Genomic DNA, 17,075 nt, shown 5'->3' with positions numbered 1-17,075 from the left:
GCGGGGTCCCGGGCGGGGCTCCGCTCGCCGGCGACGGGCGTGCGTCAGACCGCGAAGCGGAAGGCGTGGAACGCGGCGCCGTCCTGGAGCTCGGCGGCCTCGACGACCTCCAGGCCGTCCAGCTCGGTCAGCAGGTCCTCGTTCACGTCCGTCTGGATCTGCTCTTCGTTCATGGCAATTCCTTTCTCGACAGGCGAGGGACAGCGTGCGGACACACCGGACCCCACAACGGAGTTTTTTCCTTCTCCTCGGCGGAACTCCGGCATGAATTCACGTTCGGAGAAACCCGGGGAGGCACAGGGCGCCACAGGCCCGCCGATGCCAGGGGAATTCCTTGCTCCCGGGCATGCCGCGGCCTGGCGTATCCCACCGGGCGTGGGGTCCGGGCGCCTCTCACCGCGCCGGCGCACCCGGCGCACGGAAAGAGAGGAAAGGGACCGCGCTGCGGCGGGAATGGAGGAAAGGATCAGAGAGAACAGGAAGGAGCGCCGTGGCAGGGCCCCGCACGAACGGCAGACGTCACAGTAAAGCCCCCGTGGTCACGCATCGCGGCGTCAGGCGATGCCCCCGTGAAGCCCGATCCCGGGCTTCCGACACAGCGAGGCTAAAGAGCCTTTCCCGAGCCTGTCAACAATTAGTTTAGGCCAGTGGATCAGGATTCAACAATTCCAGAAGCACACCCCGGACGGCAATGAACGGCAATTCCCGGAGCACGGCGACAGCGGAATCGATGAGCACCGTGACAGATGCGCGCACCGCCCCGTAAGCTTCTTCGGCACCATCACGTGAGCGACTGTCCCGAAAGCACCGACCGAAAACAGTCCTCACGTGGCTGGAATTCCGGCGCGGCGAGCCTGCCGACCGCCTGGGCGATCCGTCACTGGGGGGAATCGTGGGGCGTGGGCCCTTTTCGCATGCCGGCTACCGCTGGCTGTGGTCCGGTCAGCTGGTCAGCATCATCGGCGATCAGCTGTTCCCCATGGCCGTCGTCGCCCTGGCGCTCGGCCGGGAGGAGTCCGCCTTCTCGCTCGGTGTCGTCTTCGGCTCCCGGTTCGGCGCGCTCGCGCTGCTCATCCTGGTGGGCGGTGTGCTCGCCGACCGGATGGACAAGCTCCGCCTGATGATGTCCAGCGACGTGGTCCGGCTCTCCGCCGTCCTGCTGCTCATCGCGCTGGGGAACGGGGCGCCCCTGTGGGCGCTCGCCCTCATCACCTTCCTGATGGGCGCCGGCGAGTCGATCTTCCAGCCGGCCTACGACTCCGTCGTGCCATCCCTCGTCCCGGAGCGGACGCTGGAACAGGCCAACGCCGCCACGAACATGCTGAAGAACACCGGCCAGGTCGTCGGCCCGGCCGGGGCCGGCCTGCTGGTGGCCGCGGTCGGCCCGCGCAGCGCGCTGTGGGTGGACGCAGCGACCTTCGCCGTCTCCTCGCTCACCCTGCTGGTGGTCGGACGGCGGCTCGGCGAGCGGCGAAAGCCCGCGCCCCGGGACGAGGAGTCGATGTTCGCGGAGGCCGTCGCCGGGATCCGGGTGGTCGTACGGATGCGGTGGCTGATGGCACTGGAGGCGATGGCCGTCATCCATGTGCTGTTCGCCGTGGGCCCCTGGTTCGTCCTGGTCCCGCTGATCGCCGACGACCGTCTCGGCGGCCCGGCCGGATACGGGTTCGTCCTGTCGGCGTTCGCCCTCGGCGGCATCGGCGGTGCGGCCGTCGCGGGCCTGACGCAGAGGCTGTTCCGGCGGCCGGGCCTGTGGGCGCTGGCCGCGATCAGCCTGTTCGGCGTCGCCTGCCTCGCGTTCGCGGCGACCTCGTCCCTGCCCGTGCTGGTCGCGCTGTTCGCGCTCGGCGGCGCGGGCGTGCAGTTCTTCGACGTACTCAAGACGACCGCCATCCAGCGGCATGTCCCGCGCGCGCTTCTCGGGCGCGTCTTCGCCCTCGACTTCTTCGCCTCCTTCGTCGGGATGCCGGCCGGGCAGATGCTGGCCGGTCTGCTGGTGGCGGGCGCCGGGCAGGCCGTCACCGCGATGGCCGTGGCCGGTGCCGTCGTCTTCGTCACCTCCGTACTGCCGCTGGCCGTACGGGACGTGGCGACCCTTGGCGCCGCCGGCACCGAAGCGCCGGAGCCGGACCCCGCCGGGCAGACGGCTGCCGCCGGGGGCGGCAAGGCCGAATGAGTACGGCGGTGACGACGCGCTCGCTGACCGCCGAACTGGCGGCGCTGTGCGAGGGGTTGCCCGGGATGCGGGTCACGGTCGAGGCGGACGCCACGGGATGGGCCGTCCTGGTCACGCACGAGGGCGGGGGGCTTGTCCAATGGGGCGCCCGCGCGCCCAGCCCGTACGGCCTCCGGACGGCGCTGCTGTCGGAGGGCCTGCACTCCCTCCGCACCGACCTGGACGCCGTCCGGGCCGCCCGCCCGCTGCCGGCCCGCACCGCCGTGCCCGTGGTGATGACACCGCTGATGGCAGCCATCGCCGTGCACGAGTGCGTCGGGCACACCAGCGAGGCCGACAACCACGCCGACTACGGGCACCGGTTGGGCATCGGCCTCGGGGACCGCTGGACCCGCGTCCCCCTGACGGTGACCGACGACCCGACCCGGCCCGGCCACTGCGGGTCCTACGTCCACGACGACGAGGGCACGGCGGCGGCCCCCGTCCGGCTGGTCGAGGACGGCCGCTGGACCGGACTGCTGACCAGCCGGTCCCACCCGGGCCCCACCGGCAGCAACGGCCACGGTCGCCGTGCCCCCACCGCCCGCGAGGCGCTCCCCCGGATGGGCGTGCTGAGCGTGGCACCGGGCGAGCACCGCGCCGAGGACCTCATCGGGCAGGTCGCGGACGGCTTCCTGCTCGGCGCGCCGCGCGAGGGCGGCTCCGTACGGGAGTACGTGCTGCTCAAGCCGGCCTGGGCCCGGCGGATCCGCCACGGCCGGCTCACCGACGAGGTGTACGGCGACCTGGTGCTGCGCGGCCACAAGGTCCAGCTCATGAGGAGGCTGCGCGGCGCCGGCGACCACGTGGTGATGAACGACCCCTACCACCGCTGCGGCAAGAAGGGCCAGGAGGTCTCCGTCTCCCTGGAAGCCCCGTACCTGCTCTTCGACGACCTGCTGCTGTATCCGGACGGAGGAACACCATGACGGAGTTCGTGAGGGGCCTGTCCTACGAGCGCTTCCTGGCCGAGTACTGGCGCCGGAAGCCGCTGTTCGTCAAGGGCGGCGCGCACGACCTCCTGGGGCTCACCCTGAGCTACGGGGAGGCGGACGCGATCGTCGAGCGGGTCCGTGAGCAGGCACCCGACCGGCTCGCCCGCGACCCGGGACGCATCGAGTTCGTCAAGGGCGCGGACGCGGTGAGCCCCCGGCTGGCGCGGCGCGCCGGGGAACTCCAGCAGAAGCTGGGATGGCCGCGCGTGACCTTCGACGTGTCGCGCACCCACGCGCCCGGCAGCATCGGCTGCCACTTCGACTACGACGACAACTTCACCCTCCAGCAGGACGGCAGCAAGGTCTGGCGCATCGGCTCCCCCGCGGCCGTACCGGAGACGGACCGGCGCCGGCGTGTCCTGGAGGATCCGTCCCTCTCGGGTCAGTTCTATCTCACCGACGACTACGAGGAGTTCGTGGTCGAGGCGGGCGACCTGCTGTACATCCCGCTGTTCCACCCCCACTGGGGCACGTCCACCGGCCGCTCCCTCTCCCTCACCATGACCTGCAATCTGGTCACCCCGCTCACCGAGCTCTGGCCGCTGCTCCACGAGGAGTTGTCCGGGCTCCGCGCGTGGTGGCACCCCTCGCCGCTGCCGGCCGCTCCCGACGAGCAGGCCCTCGACGACCTGCTCGACCTGCTCGCGGACCCCGCGTTGCGGCGGCGCGTCCTGGCCCGCTGGCAGGAGTCCCGCCGCTCCACCGTGGCCCGGCACCGCCCCGAACTGGACCCGCCGCGGCCGGAGCCCGTCGAGGTCGCCCCGGTCACGGTCGACGTCACCCCGATCAAGCCGCTGTTCACGGGCACGGCACCCCCGGTCGACCTCGCGAATGCCGTCCTGCCCGGCGGGACGACCGCCCTGCTCGAAGACCTGACGGCCAAACGCTGCCTCAAGCGGCTCCTGGTACTGGCCAGGGACCGGGCCGGAGCCTGCGGCGACCCGCGTCTGGCCGCCTCGGTCCAGGAGGTGGTGAACGGACTGACACGACTGCCGCACCCCGCCTTGCTGGCGTGGTGCCGCACCCCCGAGGTGACGTCCTGGGTACGGCAGGCGGAGCGCGAGCGCGAGGCCGGCTACCGACGCGCGCCGGACACCTTGCTGACCCACCTCACATCGTTCTGCCTGCCGGAACTGCTCCGCCACGAGGTGCTCACACCGGGAGTCCCCCTGGTGGCCGCCCTCAGCGCCCCCACGGAACTGGCACTGCTGTCGGCGGGCCGAGTGATCGGACTGCCGGACACGGCAGGCGAGACGGTGACCATCGAGGTGCACGGGTCGCACGTGGACCTGGGCGGCGTACGACTGCCGTCGACGGACCTGACCGGAGAGACGGCCGGCCCGCACGTGACCGTGCTCCCGTCCCTCGCGGAGAACGGTCCCCGCCTCCTGCCGCCGCATTCCTGGTACACCGCCTTCCACCCGGCGGGCCGCCGTCTCCCGCAGCCGCCGGACGGGACGCGGGCGGAGGAGTTCCTGGAGACGGTGGCGCAGGCCCTGACCCTGATCGAGAAGGTGTGGTCCCCGGCCGCGGACGACATCCGCGCCTCCCTGAGCCGGCTCATCCCGGCGCAGGCGCCGCCCGTGCCGGAGACCGTGCCCGGGTTCCCTGGCGCGGCCGTCCTCGCCGGCACGGGCCCTCTGGAGACCGCCCGGCAGCTGTGCCGGGCCGCCGCCCAGACGCGCTACGACGCGATCAGCGACCTGTACGCGCTGAGCGGGGAGCCGGCGACCGTCGTACGCCCGCCGTACGCCGAGACCGGCCTGCCGGTCGCCGCACTGCTCCGGGACACGTACACGGCCGTGACCGAACGAGAGTTCCTGCGCCGCCACGACGACGCCCCCCACTCCGTCCCGGCCCTGTCCCGGCGCATCCGCGACTCCCTGACCGCCCTGCGCCACGACGGACGCCTGACGTCACAGGGCCGTGCACTGTGGACCGGGCTGCGGGAGCTGGAGGACGAGGGGGTGTGATCAGGCGGGCTTCTTGGCCGGCTCCAGAATCGCCACGCACTCCACGTGATGCGTCATCGGGAACAGGTCGAACGCCCGCAGCGTCCGCACCCGGTACCCCCCGTCCCGGAAGTACCCCAGGTCCCGGGCGAGGGCGGCCGGGTCGCAGGCGACGTAGGCGATGCGGCGGGCGCCCAGGGACGCCAGGTGCTCGACGGTCTTCCGGCCGGCGCCGGCGCGCGGCGGGTCCAGGACGATGAGGTCGACCTCGGTGATGCCGGTGCGCGGCAGGACCGATTCGACCTTGCCCTGCTCGATGCGGACCCGGTCGAAGTCGGCCAGGTTGTGCCGGGCGTCCTCCACCGCGCGCTTGCCGGACTCGATGCCGAGGACCGCGCCGTTGTCGCCGAGGCGGTCGGCGAGGGCGCCCGCGAAGAGGCCCACGCCGCAGTACAGGTCCAGGGCCATCTCGCCCTTGCGGGGCATGAGGCCCTGCATGACGGCCGTCACCAGGGTGTCCGCGGCCTTCGGGTGGACCTGCCAGAAGCCGCCGCTGCCGACGCGGTACGTACGGCCGTCGGCACGCTCGCGGACGAAGGGCCGGCCGTGCACCCGGTGCGTGCCGCCGTCCTTCTCGTCGACGCGCATCACCGAGACCGGGCGGTCGAGCTCGACGATCGGGAGGCGCGCTCCCGGCCGGGGCGTCAGGATGACCTGCCGGTCCTGGGAGCCGGTCGCCGCGATGGCCTCCACGGACGCCATGCCGGTCCAGTCCCGCTTCTCGATGCCCAGCTCGCTGACGCCCTCGGCGGCGATCATGCAGTGGTCGATCCGCTCCACCTCGTGCGAGCGGTGCCGGCGCAGTCCGGCGTGCCCGTCGGCATCGACGGCGTACTGCACGCGGGTGCGCCACTGCGGCACCTGGCCGGCGGGCAGCTTGTCGCCCTCGGCCGGCATCACCGTGCCGTCCCAGCCGACGTCCTCCGGGGAGAGCCCGGCGAGCCGCTGGAGCTGCTCGGCGACGACCTCGCCCTTGAACCGGCGCTGGGCTCCGGGCTTGGCGTGCTGCCAGTCGCAGCCGCCGCAGCGGCCGGGGCCGGCGAACGGGCAGGGCGCCTCGATGCGGTCCTTGGACGGGGACAGGATCTCCACGGCGTCCGCGCGCAGGAAGCGGTCGCCCTCCTCGCCCTCGGTCACCCGGGCCACGACGCGCTCGCCGGGCAGGGTGTGCCGGACGAACAGCACCTGGCCGGCGTCGGTGCGGGCGACGCAGTGCCCGCCGTGGGCGACGGGGCCGATCTCGACCTCGTACTCCTCCCCCACCAGCGACTTCTTCTCTTCTGCCTGCATGGTGGGGTGACTCCAGATCGAGTGGGGGTTACGGCCCGGGCGCGCGGCTGCGGTGGGCCTGACAACAGCCCACCAGTCTACGTGCGTCCGCGGGCCCTCCGTCCCGGCCGGTCACTTCCGGGTCTCGGGCTCCTTCGGCCGATCCTGCGCCGGTCCGCGCCGCACCGAACCCGGGGCGTTCCACTCGCCGCGCCTGCGGGCGCGCACCTTGGCCGCCTCGGAGGACTGGAGCTGGTAGGGCACCGACGTGACCATGACGCCCGGGGTGAACAGCAGCCGCCCCTTCAGGCGCAGCGCGCTCTGGTTGTGCAGCAGGTGCTCGTACCAGTGGCCGACGACGTACTCGGGGATGATCACGGACACGGCGTCGCGCGGCGACTCCCTGCGCAGCCCCTTCACGTACTCGATGATCGGCCGCGTGATCTCGCGGTAGGGCGAGTCGAGGACCTTCAGCGGTACGTCGATGCCGCGACGCTCCCACTCCTCGCGCAGCGCCTTGGTCTCGGCCGGGTCGACGTTGACGCTGAGCGCCTCCAGGCTGTCCGAGCGCAGCAGCTTGGCGTAGGCCAGGGCGCGCAGCGCGGGACGGTGGAGCTTGGAGACCAGGACGACCGAGTGCACCCGGGACGGCCGTGCGCTGTCGTCGCTGGGGCCCTCGGGGGCCGCGAGTTCCGCGGAGACGCGGTCGTAGTGGCGGCGGATCGCGGTCATCGTGCCGTAGAAGATGACCATGCCGAGCAGGGCCACCCAGGCGCCGTGGGTGAACTTGGTGACGAGGACGACGATCAGAACCAGGCCGGTGAAGAAGGCGCCGAAGGTGTTGATCGCGCGGGAGCGGACCATGTGGCGCCGCTTGGTCTGGTCCTTCTCGGTGGCGAGCAGCCGGTTCCAGTGCCGGACCATGCCGATCTGGCTGAGCGTGAACGACACGAAGACGCCGACGATGTACAGCTGGATCAGCCGGGTGGAGTCGGCCCCGTAGATCCACACCAGGAGGGCGGCGGCGCCGGCGAGGAGCACGATGCCGTTGGAGAAGGCGAGCCGGTCGCCGCGGGTGTGCAGCTGGCGCGGCAGGTACCGGTCCTGGGCGAGGATCGAGCCGAGCACCGGGAAGCCGTTGTAGGCGGTGTTGGCGGCCAGGAACAGCACGAGGGCGGTGGCGGCGGCGAGCACCACGAAGAGGAAGGTGCCCTTGCCGAAGACGGCCTCGGCGACCTGGGTGATGACCGGGTTCTGGACGTAGCCGGAGCCGACCGCGGCGCCGTCCTTGATCAGGTCGACGGCCGGGTTCTCGGCCATGCGGACCTTGGTGGCCATGGCGAGCCCGATGATGCCGCAGAACATGGTGACGGCGAGCAGGCCCATCAGCGCGAGCGTGGTCGCGGCGTTCTTCGACTTGGGCTTGCGGAAGGCCGGGACGCCGTTGGAGATCGCCTCGACGCCGGTGAGCGCGGCACAGCCGGAGGAGAAGGCGCGCAGCAGCAGGAAGACGAGCGCGAAGCCCGCGAGTCCCTGGTGCTCGGGTTTGATCTGGAACGTCGAGGTGGGTGCCCGCATGGTGTCGCCGAGGACGATCCCGCGGAACGCGCCCCACGCGATCATGATGAAGACGCCCGCGACGAACACGTACGTCGGGATGGCGAACAGGCCGCCGGACTCCTTGACGCCGCGCAGGTTCATGACGGTCAGCAGCAGGATCACGGCGACGGCGCACTCGACCTTGTGCTCGACGACGAACGGGACCGCGGAGCCGAGGTTCTCGATGCCGGAGGAGATGGACACGGCCACGGTGAGGACGTAGTCGACGAGCAGGGCGCTCGCGACCGTGAGCCCGGCCTTCGGGCCGAGGTTGGTGGTGGCCACCTCGTAGTCGCCGCCGCCGCTCGGGTAGGCGTGGACGTTCTGCCGGTAGGAGGCGACGACCGTGAACATCAGCACGACGACCGCGGCGGCGATCCAGGGGCTGAAGTGGTAGGCCGACACACCCGCGATGGAGAGGACCAGCAGCACCTCGCCGGGCGCGTACGCCACGGAGGACAGCGGGTCGGAAGCGAACACGGGCAGGGCGATGCGCTTCGGCAGGAGCGTTTCCGCCAGCCGGTCGCTGCGCAGGGCGCGCCCGATGAGGATCCGCTTGGGCACGTCGGTCAGTTTGGACACAACAGAGAATCGTATGCCCCCCGCCAGGTGCGGAGCACATCCGGGGGAACATCACACCCGGCGCACCGCTGTGACCTGGGTTCGCGCCATCGCCCGGGGCGACGGGATCCGGACGTTACCTTGGAGCGTGGGTGCGGGCGGGAGTCCGGCACGGGTGCCGCCGAGCCCACGATGCGAACCGCGGGGGATCATCGGCGGGAAAGCCCGGCATGATGTTGCCCTGCGGTCTGCGACCGGACCGCGCCTGTTGCCCGGCGATTCGAGAGAAGAGACATGAGCGCCACGTTCACGCAAGTCGGACGCCTATCGAGGAGTGCGGGGTAGGACCGTGCACATCGTCATCATGGGTTGCGGAAGGGTGGGCTCCGCTCTGGCCCAGACCCTGGAGCAGCAAGGGCACACGGTCGCAGTGATCGACCAGGACCCCACCGCGTTCCGCCGGCTGGGCCCGGGCTTCGGAGGCCGCCGCGTCACCGGCGTCGGCTTCGACCAGGACACGCTGCGCGAGGCGGGCATCGAGGAGGCGGGTGCCTTCGCGGCCGTCTCCAGCGGGGACAACTCCAACATCATCTCCGCGCGCGTGGCCCGCGAGATGTTCGGCGTGGAGAACGTCGCGGCCCGGATCTACGACCCGCGCCGCGCCGAGGTCTACCAGCGCCTCGGCATCCCGACCGTGGCGACCGTCCGCTGGACGGCCGACCAGATGCTGCGCCGGCTGCTGCCCTCGGGCGCCGAGCCGCTGTGGCGGGATCCCACCGGCGGCGTGCAGCTCGCCGAGGTGCACGCCTCCGCGGAGTGGGTGGGCCACAAGATCAGCCGGCTCCAGGAGGAGACCGGCGTGCGGGTGGCGTTCCTGACCCGCCTCGGTGAGGCGATCCTGCCCACCTCGCAGACGGTGCTGCAGGACGGCGACCTGGTGCACGTGATGATGCGCACCGACGAGGTCGACAAGGTCGAGGCGGCGTTCGCCAAGGGTCCCGAAGAGGAGGGCGGTCACTGATGAGGGTCGCCATTGCCGGTGCCGGCGCGGTGGGCCGCTCCATCGCGGCCGAACTGCTGGAGAACGGGCACGAGGTCCTGCTCATCGACAAGGCGCCGACCGCCATCTCGGTCGAGCGCGTCCCGCAGGCGGAGTGGCTGCTGGCCGACGCCTGCGAGATCACGTCGCTGGACGAGGCGGCGCTGCAGCGCTGCAACGTGGTGATCGCCGCGACGGGCGACGACAAGGTCAACCTGGTCGTCTCCCTGCTGGCGAAGACGGAGTACGGCGTCCCGCGCGTCGTCGCCCGGGTGAACAACCCCAAGAACGAGTGGCTGTTCAACGAGGCCTGGGGCGTGGACGTGGCGGTCTCCACGCCGCGTCTGATGTCGGCCCTGGTCGAGGAGGCGGTGAGCGTCGGCGACCTGGTCCGCCTGCTGCGCTTCAGCCACGGCGACGCCAACCTCGTGGAGCTGACCCTGCCGGAGGAGTCGGCCCTGGCCGGCACCCAGGTCGGTGACGTGGAGTGGCCGCAGGACACGTCCCTGGTCACGATCATCCGCGGCACCCGGGTGCTGACCCCGTCCCGGGAGGACTCCCTGGAGGCGGGCGACGAGCTTCTGTTCGTGGCCGCGCAGGCCCGCGAGGAGCAGTTGGAGGACCTGCTGTCGGTCCGCCGGGAGGACACGGCGGGCTGACCGGCTTCTCCTACGACGACGGAGGGAGCCCCGCGGATGCGGAGCGCCCTCCGTCGTCTCGGTCCGAGGGAGCTCACACGTCGCGGCGGTGCCGTCCGCCGGTGGTCTCCCCGGTCTCGGCGGTCTCGGCGGCGGCCGCGGTCCGGCGCTCCTCCTCGGCCTTCTCCGCCGCCTCCATCTCCGCGAAGACGTCGATCGGCGCGGGGGCCTTCGCCAGGAACACCCAGGTCAGCCAGACGGCGAGCAGGAACGGCGGGATCTTCAGGGCGACCAGCACCCAGCCCAGCTGGGTGGTGTCGGCCCACCAGTACAGCGGGAAGAGGATCGCGCACTTGGCGAGCAGGATCAGGCCCCAGGCGTAGCTGGCCTTGGAGTACGCCTTCTTGCGGCCGGGGTTGCGGGTGCGCCAGGAGAGGTTCTCCTTGAACACCGGCCCGAGGATCAGCCCGATCAGGGGCACGCCGCACAGCGTCGTGATGATGTAGGCGAGGGCGAGGCCCAGCGTGTAGAGCATGCCGGGCAGGTAGAAGTCCTTGGCGTTGCCCGTCATCATCGCGAAGACGACACCGAAGGCCACACCGAAGACACCGCTGAACGCGTGCTTGACCGTGTCCCGGGTCACCAGGCGCACCACGACCAGCACGACGGACACCGCGAGGGCCGCGAGGGCCGACATGTGCAGGTTCTTGTCGATCGTGTAGATCGTGACGAAGAGCAGGCCCGGCAGGACCGTCTCGATCATGCCGCGCATGCCGCCGAAGGCCTCGAACAGCGCGGCCTCCGTCACCGCGCGGGAGTCGTGCCCGGCGTCTGCGGTGGTGTCTTCGGTCGGCTTGTCGAGCGACGTCACCGGCTACTCCCGTCCGAGGGGTCTCAGTTCGTATTTCGGGTTGAACAGCACCCGGCGGCCCCGGCTCATGGCGATCCTGCCGGATGCGATCAGCCGGCGCCCGGGCTCTATGCCGACTATGGAGCGCCTGCCGAGCCACACCACGTCCAGCGCGGCCGTGCCGTCGAACAGCTCGGCCTCCAAGGCCGGGACTCCGGCGCGCGGCCGCAGGGTGACCGTGCGCAAGGTACCAGTAACCGTCACGATCTGGCGGTCCCGGCAGTCACCGATCTTGGTGCAGCCGGCGGTCTCGGCGTCCTCACGCAGCTCCTCGGACTCCAGGTCCTCCTGCGACGAGGAGAGCCGGTCGAGCATGCGCCGGAACCGGCCCACCGCCTTTTCCGAACGAGGAACAGCAGTCATGTCTTGAAGCGTACCGGGCCTCACTTCTCGAACCGATAGCCCATCCCCGGCTCGGTGACGAAGTGCTTCGGGTGGGAGGGGTCCGCCTCGAGCTTTCTGCGCAGCTGGGCCATGTACACCCGCAGATAGTTGGTCTCCGTCCCGTAGGACGGGCCCCAGACCTCCTGGAGCAGCTGCTTCTGGCTGACGAGCCGGCCGGTGCTGCGGACCAGCACTTCGAGGAGATGCCATTCGGTGGGCGTGAGGCGTACGTCCCGCCCGCCGCGGTTGACCTTCTTCGCGGCGAGGTCGACGGTGAACTCGTCGGTCTCCACGATCACGTCGTCCTCGCCACCCCCGGTGGGCTCGGCCCGGCGGACGGCGGCCCGCAGCCGGGCCAGCAGCTCGTCCATGCCGAAGGGCTTGGTGACGTAGTCGTCGGCGCCCGCGTCCAGCGCCTCGACCTTCTCGTCGGAGGAGTGCCGGGCGGACAGCACCAGGATCGGCACCCGGGTCCAGCCGCGCAGACCGCGGATGACCTCGACGCCGTCCATGTCGGGCAGCCCGAGGTCGAGGACGACGACGTCGGGGTGACGGGCGGCGGCGAGGGCGAGGGCGGTGGCCCCGTCGTGGGCCGCGTCGACCTCGTAGTGGCGGGCCTTGAGGTTGATCACGAGGGCGCGCACGATCTGCGGCTCGTCGTCCACCACGAGTACCCGGGTCATGCGGTCTGCCTTTCGGGTCGTACGTCGGGGCGGACGGGGCCGGGCCCCGCTCCGGCGGCCCGCAGGGTGAGGACCATGGTGAGACCGCCGCCGGGGGTGTCCTCCACCCCCAGGGTGCCGTTCATGGCCTCGGCGAAACCCCGGGCGACCGCGAGGCCCAGACCGACCCCGGCGCCGCGCGGGGCGTCGCCGTACCGCTGGAAGGGCTCGAAGATGCGCTCCTTGGCCGTGTCCGGGACTCCGGGCCCGCGGTCGACCACCCGGACCTCGACCCGGTCCGCCAGGGCGCTCGCGGCCACCAGGACCCTGCTGTCGCGGGGGCTGTACTTGACGGCGTTCTCGACGAGGTTGGCCACCGAGCGCTCCAGCAGGCCGGGGTCGACGGCGACCATCGGGAGGGTCTCCGGCACATCCAGGTCGACGCTGCCCTCGGGCACCCCGCCGAGTGCCATCGGCACCACTTCGTCGAGGTCGATCTCCCTGATCAGCGGGGTGACCGTGCCGGTCTGGAGCCGGGACATGTCCAGCAGGTTCCCGACGAGGTGGTCCAGCCGGTCGGCGCCCTCCTCGATGCCGGCCAGCAGCTCGGCCTCGTCCTCGGGCGACCAGGCCACGTCGTCGGAGCGCAGCGAGGACACCGCCGCCTTGATGCCGGCGAGCGGGGTGCGCAGATCGTGGCTGACGGCCGCCAGGAGCGCCGTGCGGATGCGGTTGCCCTCGGCGAGCTCCTTGGCCTGGTCGGCCTCACGCTGGAGCCGCTGGCGGTCCAGGACGACCGCGGACTGCGCGGCGAAGGCGGCCAGGACGCGCCGGTCCTCGGCGGGCAGCACCCGGCCGGTCAGCGCGAGCGCCATGTGGTCGCCGACGGGGACGTCGACGTCGGCGTCCTCGGGCCGGCTCAGGGCCGGTCCCGCGCCGGCGCGGCCCGCACAGGTCCAGGGGGCCACGTCGTCCTCCCGTTCGAGCAGCGCCGCGGACTCCATGCCGAAGGTCTCCCGGACCCGTTCCAGCAGTTCCTCGAGGCCGGTCTCGCCGCGCAGCACGCTGCCGGCGAGGAACGACAGGATCTCCGACTCGGCCCGCAGCCGGGCCGCCTGGTGGGTGCGGCGGGCCGCGAGGTCGACCACGGAGGCGACCGCGACCGCCACGCACACGAAGATCAGCAGGGCGAGCAGGTTCTTGGGGTCGGCGATCGAGATGCGGTGCAGCGGCGGGGTGAAGAACCAGTTGAGCAGCAGGGAGCCGACGGCGGCGGAGGCGAGCGCCGGACAGAGCCCGCCGATCAGGGCCGCCGCGACCGTCAGGGTCAGGAACAGCAGCATGTCGTTGGCGAGGCCGAGCTCGACGTCGACGTTCGACAGCAGCGCGGTGAGCAGCACGGGTCCGCCGATCGCGGCGAGCCAGCCCCACACGGTCCGCCACCGGCCCAGGCGGGCGCCCCGGGCGACGGGCAGCCCGCGGCCCTTGGCGACCTCGTCGTGCGTGACGATGTGCACGTCGAGGTCGGGCCCTGACTCCCGGGCGACCGTGGCGCCCACGCCGGGCCCGAGGACGTACTGCCAGGTCTTGCGGCGGGACGAGCCGAGGACTATCTGCGTGGCGTTGGCGCCGCGCGCGAAGGCCAGGAGCGCAGCGGGGACGTCGTCGCCGACGACGTGGTGGAAGGTGCCGCCGAGATCCTCCACGAGGGTCCGCTGGAGCGCCAGCTCCTTCGGCGAGCCGGAGGTGAGGCCGTCGCTGCGGGCGACGTAGACCGCCAGCACCTCGCCGCCGGCGCCCTTCTCCGCCAGCCGCACCGCGCGCCGGATCAGGGTGCGCCCCTCGGGGCCGCCGGTGAGTCCGACGACGATCCGCTCCCGGGACCCCCAGATCGCCGACACGTGGTGCTCGGCGCGGTACTGCTGCAGATGGGCGTCGACCCGGTCGGCCACCCACAGCAGGGCGAGCTCGCGCAGCGCGGTGAGGTTGCCGGGGCGGAAGTAGTTGGACAGGGCCGCGTCGACCTTGTCGGGCCGGTAGATGTTGCCGTGCGCCATGCGCCGCCGCAGCGCCTCGGGCGACATGTCGACGAGTTCGATCTGGTCGGCGCGGCGCACCACCTCGTCCGGCACGGTCTCCTGCTGCCGTACCCCGGTGATGGACTCCACGACGTCGCCCAGGGACTCCAGGTGCTGGATGTTGACCGTCGAGATGACGTCGATGCCGGCCGCGAGGAGTTCCTCGACGTCCTGCCAGCGCTTGCTGTTGCGGGAGCCGGGGATGTTGGTGTGGGCCAGTTCGTCCACGAGGGCCACCTGGGGGCGGCGGGCGAGGACGGCGTCGACGTCCATCTCCGTGAAGGTGCCGCCCCGGTACTCCAGCCGCCGGCGCTCCACCTGCTCCAGGCCGTGCAGCAGGACCTCGGTGCGGGGCCGGCCGTGGTGCTCCACGACGGCGACGACGCAGTCCGTGCCCCGCTCGACGCGGCGGTGCGCCTCGGCGAGCATGGCGTAGGTCTTGCCGACGCCAGGTGCCGCACCGAGGTGGATCCGAAGCCTGCCGCGTCCCATGGTCCTCATTGTGTTCCGGTCGAAGGTCCCTGCGCAGCGTCGACCCTACGACCCGCAAGCGCGACAAATGGGACCGGGTGAAGCGGCGGCGGCGTCTTTGACGCAACCCTGACGCCACCGCCGCCCCCCGTGGGGGGTCAGGCCGGGTTGTCTCCGTGGGTGAGGGTCTCCCAGGCGACGAAGAGGTTGTTGGTGCCGGAGGGGCGGTTGCGCTGGTTCAGCGTCTCGGTGTTGGTCATGGCGTGGCCGAGGCGGTTGGCCAGGGCGTTGTGCCCGACCTCGGTGACGGGGCCGAGCCCGAGGTGGAGCGATCCACCGCACAGCCAGCTCGGCACGGCGGTGCCGAGCTCGTACTTGGCCTGGAAGCCGAGCGCGTGCCGCAGCCGCTCGCCGACGTCGGTGCCGTAGAGGTCCTGGCCCTGGATGCGGCTGGTCTCGGCGACGTGGGAGATCGCGGAGATGCCGTATCCGGTGTGGGTGAGGTCGCGGCAGGTCTCCTGGGTGAGACCGGTGACGAAGGTGCCCTGCCCCTGCCAGTAGTCGACGATCTTCTGGCGGGTGTCCAGGTTCTGGCTGGGCACCGTCTTCGGCAGATCACCGTCGGAGGCCAGGTAGACGTACGCGGCGGTGCGGGTGCGGAACTTCGCCATGGCCTTGTCGTACGAGGCCTTGTCCTCCAGGAAGACGGAGATGCCGACGGCGGCCTCCATCATCGACAGCTCCCAGTTCCCGTTGGAGTTCGAGCCGTTGATGATCTCGGGCAGGTAGACGGTGCGCAGCATCGTGGCGAAGCGGCCGGAGTTCGCCCAGCCCCCGCCGTAGGTGTACTTGATGATCTCGGCGGCCCTGGGCCAGGAGGAACCGGCCCATCCGGTCTGGAGGGGCGCGTTGCTGTTCGTGTGGTCCCTGATCACCGCGGACCAGGCGTCCATGAGCTCGATGGCCTTGCGGGCGTGCCGTTCGTCGCGGGTGATGTACCAGGCGAGGGCCTGGGTGTAGGCGGCGATGGCGTCCTCGCGCTCGTCGGTGCAGCCGTTGTTGGGGTTCGAGTACGAGCCGCACTCGACGACGGCACGGGGCTTGGGGGCGCGGTTCAGGTCCGCGTACCTGCTCGCCATCATCCGGTCGAAGGCGCCCTTCCAGGGCTGGGCGCCGGCCTGGACCTGGGAGCGGGCGAAGTCCAACTGGGCCCGGGAGACGGTGACTCCGGGGTGGGCGAAGGTCGTGGGGGCGGCGCCGGCGGGTCGGACGAGGGCGGCGGCGAGCAGGGCGGCGGCGACGGCGAGGAGAGCGGTTCTGCGCATGCGTGGGGGGCCTTCCGTTCTCGTATGTGAACGCGAAGCGCCTTTATGAACAGGCGCGTTGAGCCGAGACGGTAGGTACAGACCAATGAGGCGTCAAGGGTTCACGCATGAGAAAGGGCCGCACCTCGGCGGGGTACGGCCCTGGATCGATCCACGACTCAGCGGACCTCGGTGATCTCCGGTCCGCGCTGGAGCTGGCCCATGCCGCCGGAGAAACGTGAACCCGCCTCCTCCTGCTGGACCCCTTCGGGGACCATCTGCGCGTCGTCGGGCAGCTTGAGGACGATCGGGTCGCGCGGGGCCATCGGGCCCTCACCACGGACCACGACCGTGTCCCGGAAGATCTGCTCGAGCAGGCCGGCCGCCTGCGGCTGCACCGCGCCCTGCCCCGAGATCACCCCGCGCAGGAACCAGCGGGGGCCGTCCACACCGACGAACCGCACGACCTGGAAACCACCCGTGCCGTCCGGCAGCTGCACCGGCACCTGGGCCCGCAGCTCCCAGCCGAGCGGACCCTCGACCTCGTCGACGATGCCACCCTGCTGGGTGATGCCCGAGCCGATCTCCTCGCGCACCTCGCCCCAGATGCCCTCGCGCTTGGGGGCGGCGAAGGCCTGCAGCTGGATGGCGCTGTCGCGCAGCACGACGGTCGCCGCGACGATGGCGTCGCCCGCGACCTCCACCCGCAGCTCCATGCCGTCGACACCCGGTACGAACAGGCCGCCCAGGTCCACCCGGCCCTCGCCGGGGTCCCGCACCTCGGAGCTGTCCCACGGCCCGTCGGGACGCGGTCCCGGCTCGAGCCGTACGCGCTCGCGCGTGCCGTCGTCGTCCGCCTCAGTGTCGATGTCGACGACCTGCTCGGGCTCGCCGGCCGCGTCCTCGGCGGCACCCTTCTTCTTGCGACGTCCGAACAC

The 17,075-nt window shown here is 71.7% G+C and carries 14 protein-coding genes; 5 read left to right on the top strand and 9 right to left on the bottom strand.

What is annotated here, in order from left to right; translation table 11 throughout:
- Nucleotides 1-44 precede the first annotated feature (44 nt).
- Complete coding sequence (locus ABZ899_RS17735; RefSeq protein WP_258872951.1) at nucleotides 45-173, bottom strand: hypothetical protein; 129 nt, start codon at nucleotides 171-173, stop codon at nucleotides 45-47.
- A 719-nt stretch (nucleotides 174-892) separates the two neighbouring features.
- Here ABZ899_RS17735 and ABZ899_RS17730 point away from each other — a divergent pair.
- From ABZ899_RS17730 to ABZ899_RS17720, 3 genes are read left to right on the top strand one after another with little or no spacing between them, the layout of a single operon-like run.
- Complete coding sequence (locus ABZ899_RS17730) at nucleotides 893-2,176, top strand: MFS transporter (RefSeq protein ID WP_361346549.1); 1,284 nt, start codon at nucleotides 893-895, stop codon at nucleotides 2,174-2,176.
- Nucleotides 2,177-2,184: 8 nt separating this feature from the next.
- The gene (locus ABZ899_RS17725) at nucleotides 2,185-3,144 is read left to right on the top strand and encodes a metallopeptidase TldD-related protein (protein ID WP_361346547.1); all 960 of its coding nucleotides are present in this window, start codon (nucleotides 2,185-2,187) and stop codon (nucleotides 3,142-3,144) included.
- Nucleotides 3,141-5,183 (top strand): cupin domain-containing protein, encoded by a 2,043-nt coding sequence (locus ABZ899_RS17720; protein WP_361346544.1) that lies wholly within the window; start codon nucleotides 3,141-3,143, stop codon nucleotides 5,181-5,183. Before ABZ899_RS17725 ends, ABZ899_RS17720 begins: the two co-directional genes overlap by 4 nt.
- Here ABZ899_RS17720 and ABZ899_RS17715 read toward each other — a convergent pair whose 3' ends face one another.
- Entirely contained in the window at nucleotides 5,184-6,512 is a 1,329-nt protein-coding gene (locus ABZ899_RS17715) for a class I SAM-dependent RNA methyltransferase (RefSeq protein WP_361346541.1), read from the bottom strand. It abuts the gene before it with no gap.
- 111 nt (nucleotides 6,513-6,623) lie between these two features.
- Nucleotides 6,624-8,672 (bottom strand): APC family permease, encoded by a 2,049-nt coding sequence (locus ABZ899_RS17710; RefSeq protein WP_361346538.1) that lies wholly within the window; start codon nucleotides 8,670-8,672, stop codon nucleotides 6,624-6,626.
- A 328-nt stretch (nucleotides 8,673-9,000) separates the two neighbouring features.
- Between ABZ899_RS17710 and ABZ899_RS17705 the strand changes: the two genes are divergently transcribed.
- Entirely contained in the window at nucleotides 9,001-9,672 is a 672-nt protein-coding gene (locus ABZ899_RS17705; RefSeq protein WP_361346536.1) for a TrkA family potassium uptake protein, read from the top strand.
- Nucleotides 9,672-10,349, top strand: a complete 678-nt coding sequence (locus ABZ899_RS17700) for a TrkA family potassium uptake protein (RefSeq protein WP_361346533.1) — start codon at nucleotides 9,672-9,674, stop codon at nucleotides 10,347-10,349. The genes ABZ899_RS17705 and ABZ899_RS17700 overlap by 1 nt, the downstream gene beginning before the upstream one ends.
- Before the next feature lie 73 nt (nucleotides 10,350-10,422).
- Here the strand turns inward: ABZ899_RS17700 and ABZ899_RS17695 are convergent, their stop codons facing one another.
- The 6 genes from ABZ899_RS17695 to ABZ899_RS17670 all read right to left on the bottom strand — a co-directional run bounded on the left by ABZ899_RS17695 (nucleotide 10,423) and on the right by ABZ899_RS17670 (nucleotide 17,075).
- The gene (locus ABZ899_RS17695) at nucleotides 10,423-11,199 is read right to left on the bottom strand and encodes a DUF3159 domain-containing protein (protein ID WP_361346531.1); all 777 of its coding nucleotides are present in this window, start codon (nucleotides 11,197-11,199) and stop codon (nucleotides 10,423-10,425) included.
- 3 nt (nucleotides 11,200-11,202) lie between these two features.
- Nucleotides 11,203-11,601, bottom strand: a complete 399-nt coding sequence (locus tag ABZ899_RS17690) for an OB-fold nucleic acid binding domain-containing protein (RefSeq protein WP_361346528.1) — start codon at nucleotides 11,599-11,601, stop codon at nucleotides 11,203-11,205.
- A gap of 20 nt (nucleotides 11,602-11,621) precedes the next feature.
- Entirely contained in the window at nucleotides 11,622-12,305 is a 684-nt protein-coding gene (locus ABZ899_RS17685; RefSeq protein WP_361346525.1) for a response regulator, read from the bottom strand.
- Nucleotides 12,302-14,854 carry a sensor histidine kinase KdpD gene (locus ABZ899_RS17680; protein WP_361346523.1) on the bottom strand — a complete coding sequence of 851 codons (2,553 nt, stop codon included), beginning with the start codon at nucleotides 14,852-14,854 and terminating at the stop codon, nucleotides 12,302-12,304. Before ABZ899_RS17680 ends, ABZ899_RS17685 begins: the two co-directional genes overlap by 4 nt.
- Nucleotides 14,855-14,991: 137 nt before the next feature.
- The gene (locus ABZ899_RS17675) at nucleotides 14,992-16,158 is read right to left on the bottom strand and encodes an alginate lyase family protein (protein ID WP_361346520.1); all 1,167 of its coding nucleotides are present in this window, start codon (nucleotides 16,156-16,158) and stop codon (nucleotides 14,992-14,994) included.
- Between the two features lie 158 nt (nucleotides 16,159-16,316).
- A complete protein-coding gene (locus ABZ899_RS17670) occupies nucleotides 16,317-17,075 on the bottom strand; it encodes a DUF3710 domain-containing protein (protein WP_115504844.1) in 759 nt (252 codons plus the stop codon).

The sequence above is a fragment of the Streptomyces sp. NPDC046859 genome, assembly GCF_040645135.1.
GTDB lineage: Bacteria > Actinomycetota > Actinomycetes > Streptomycetales > Streptomycetaceae > Streptomyces.
This window is presented reverse-complemented; position numbering and strand designations above follow the sequence as displayed.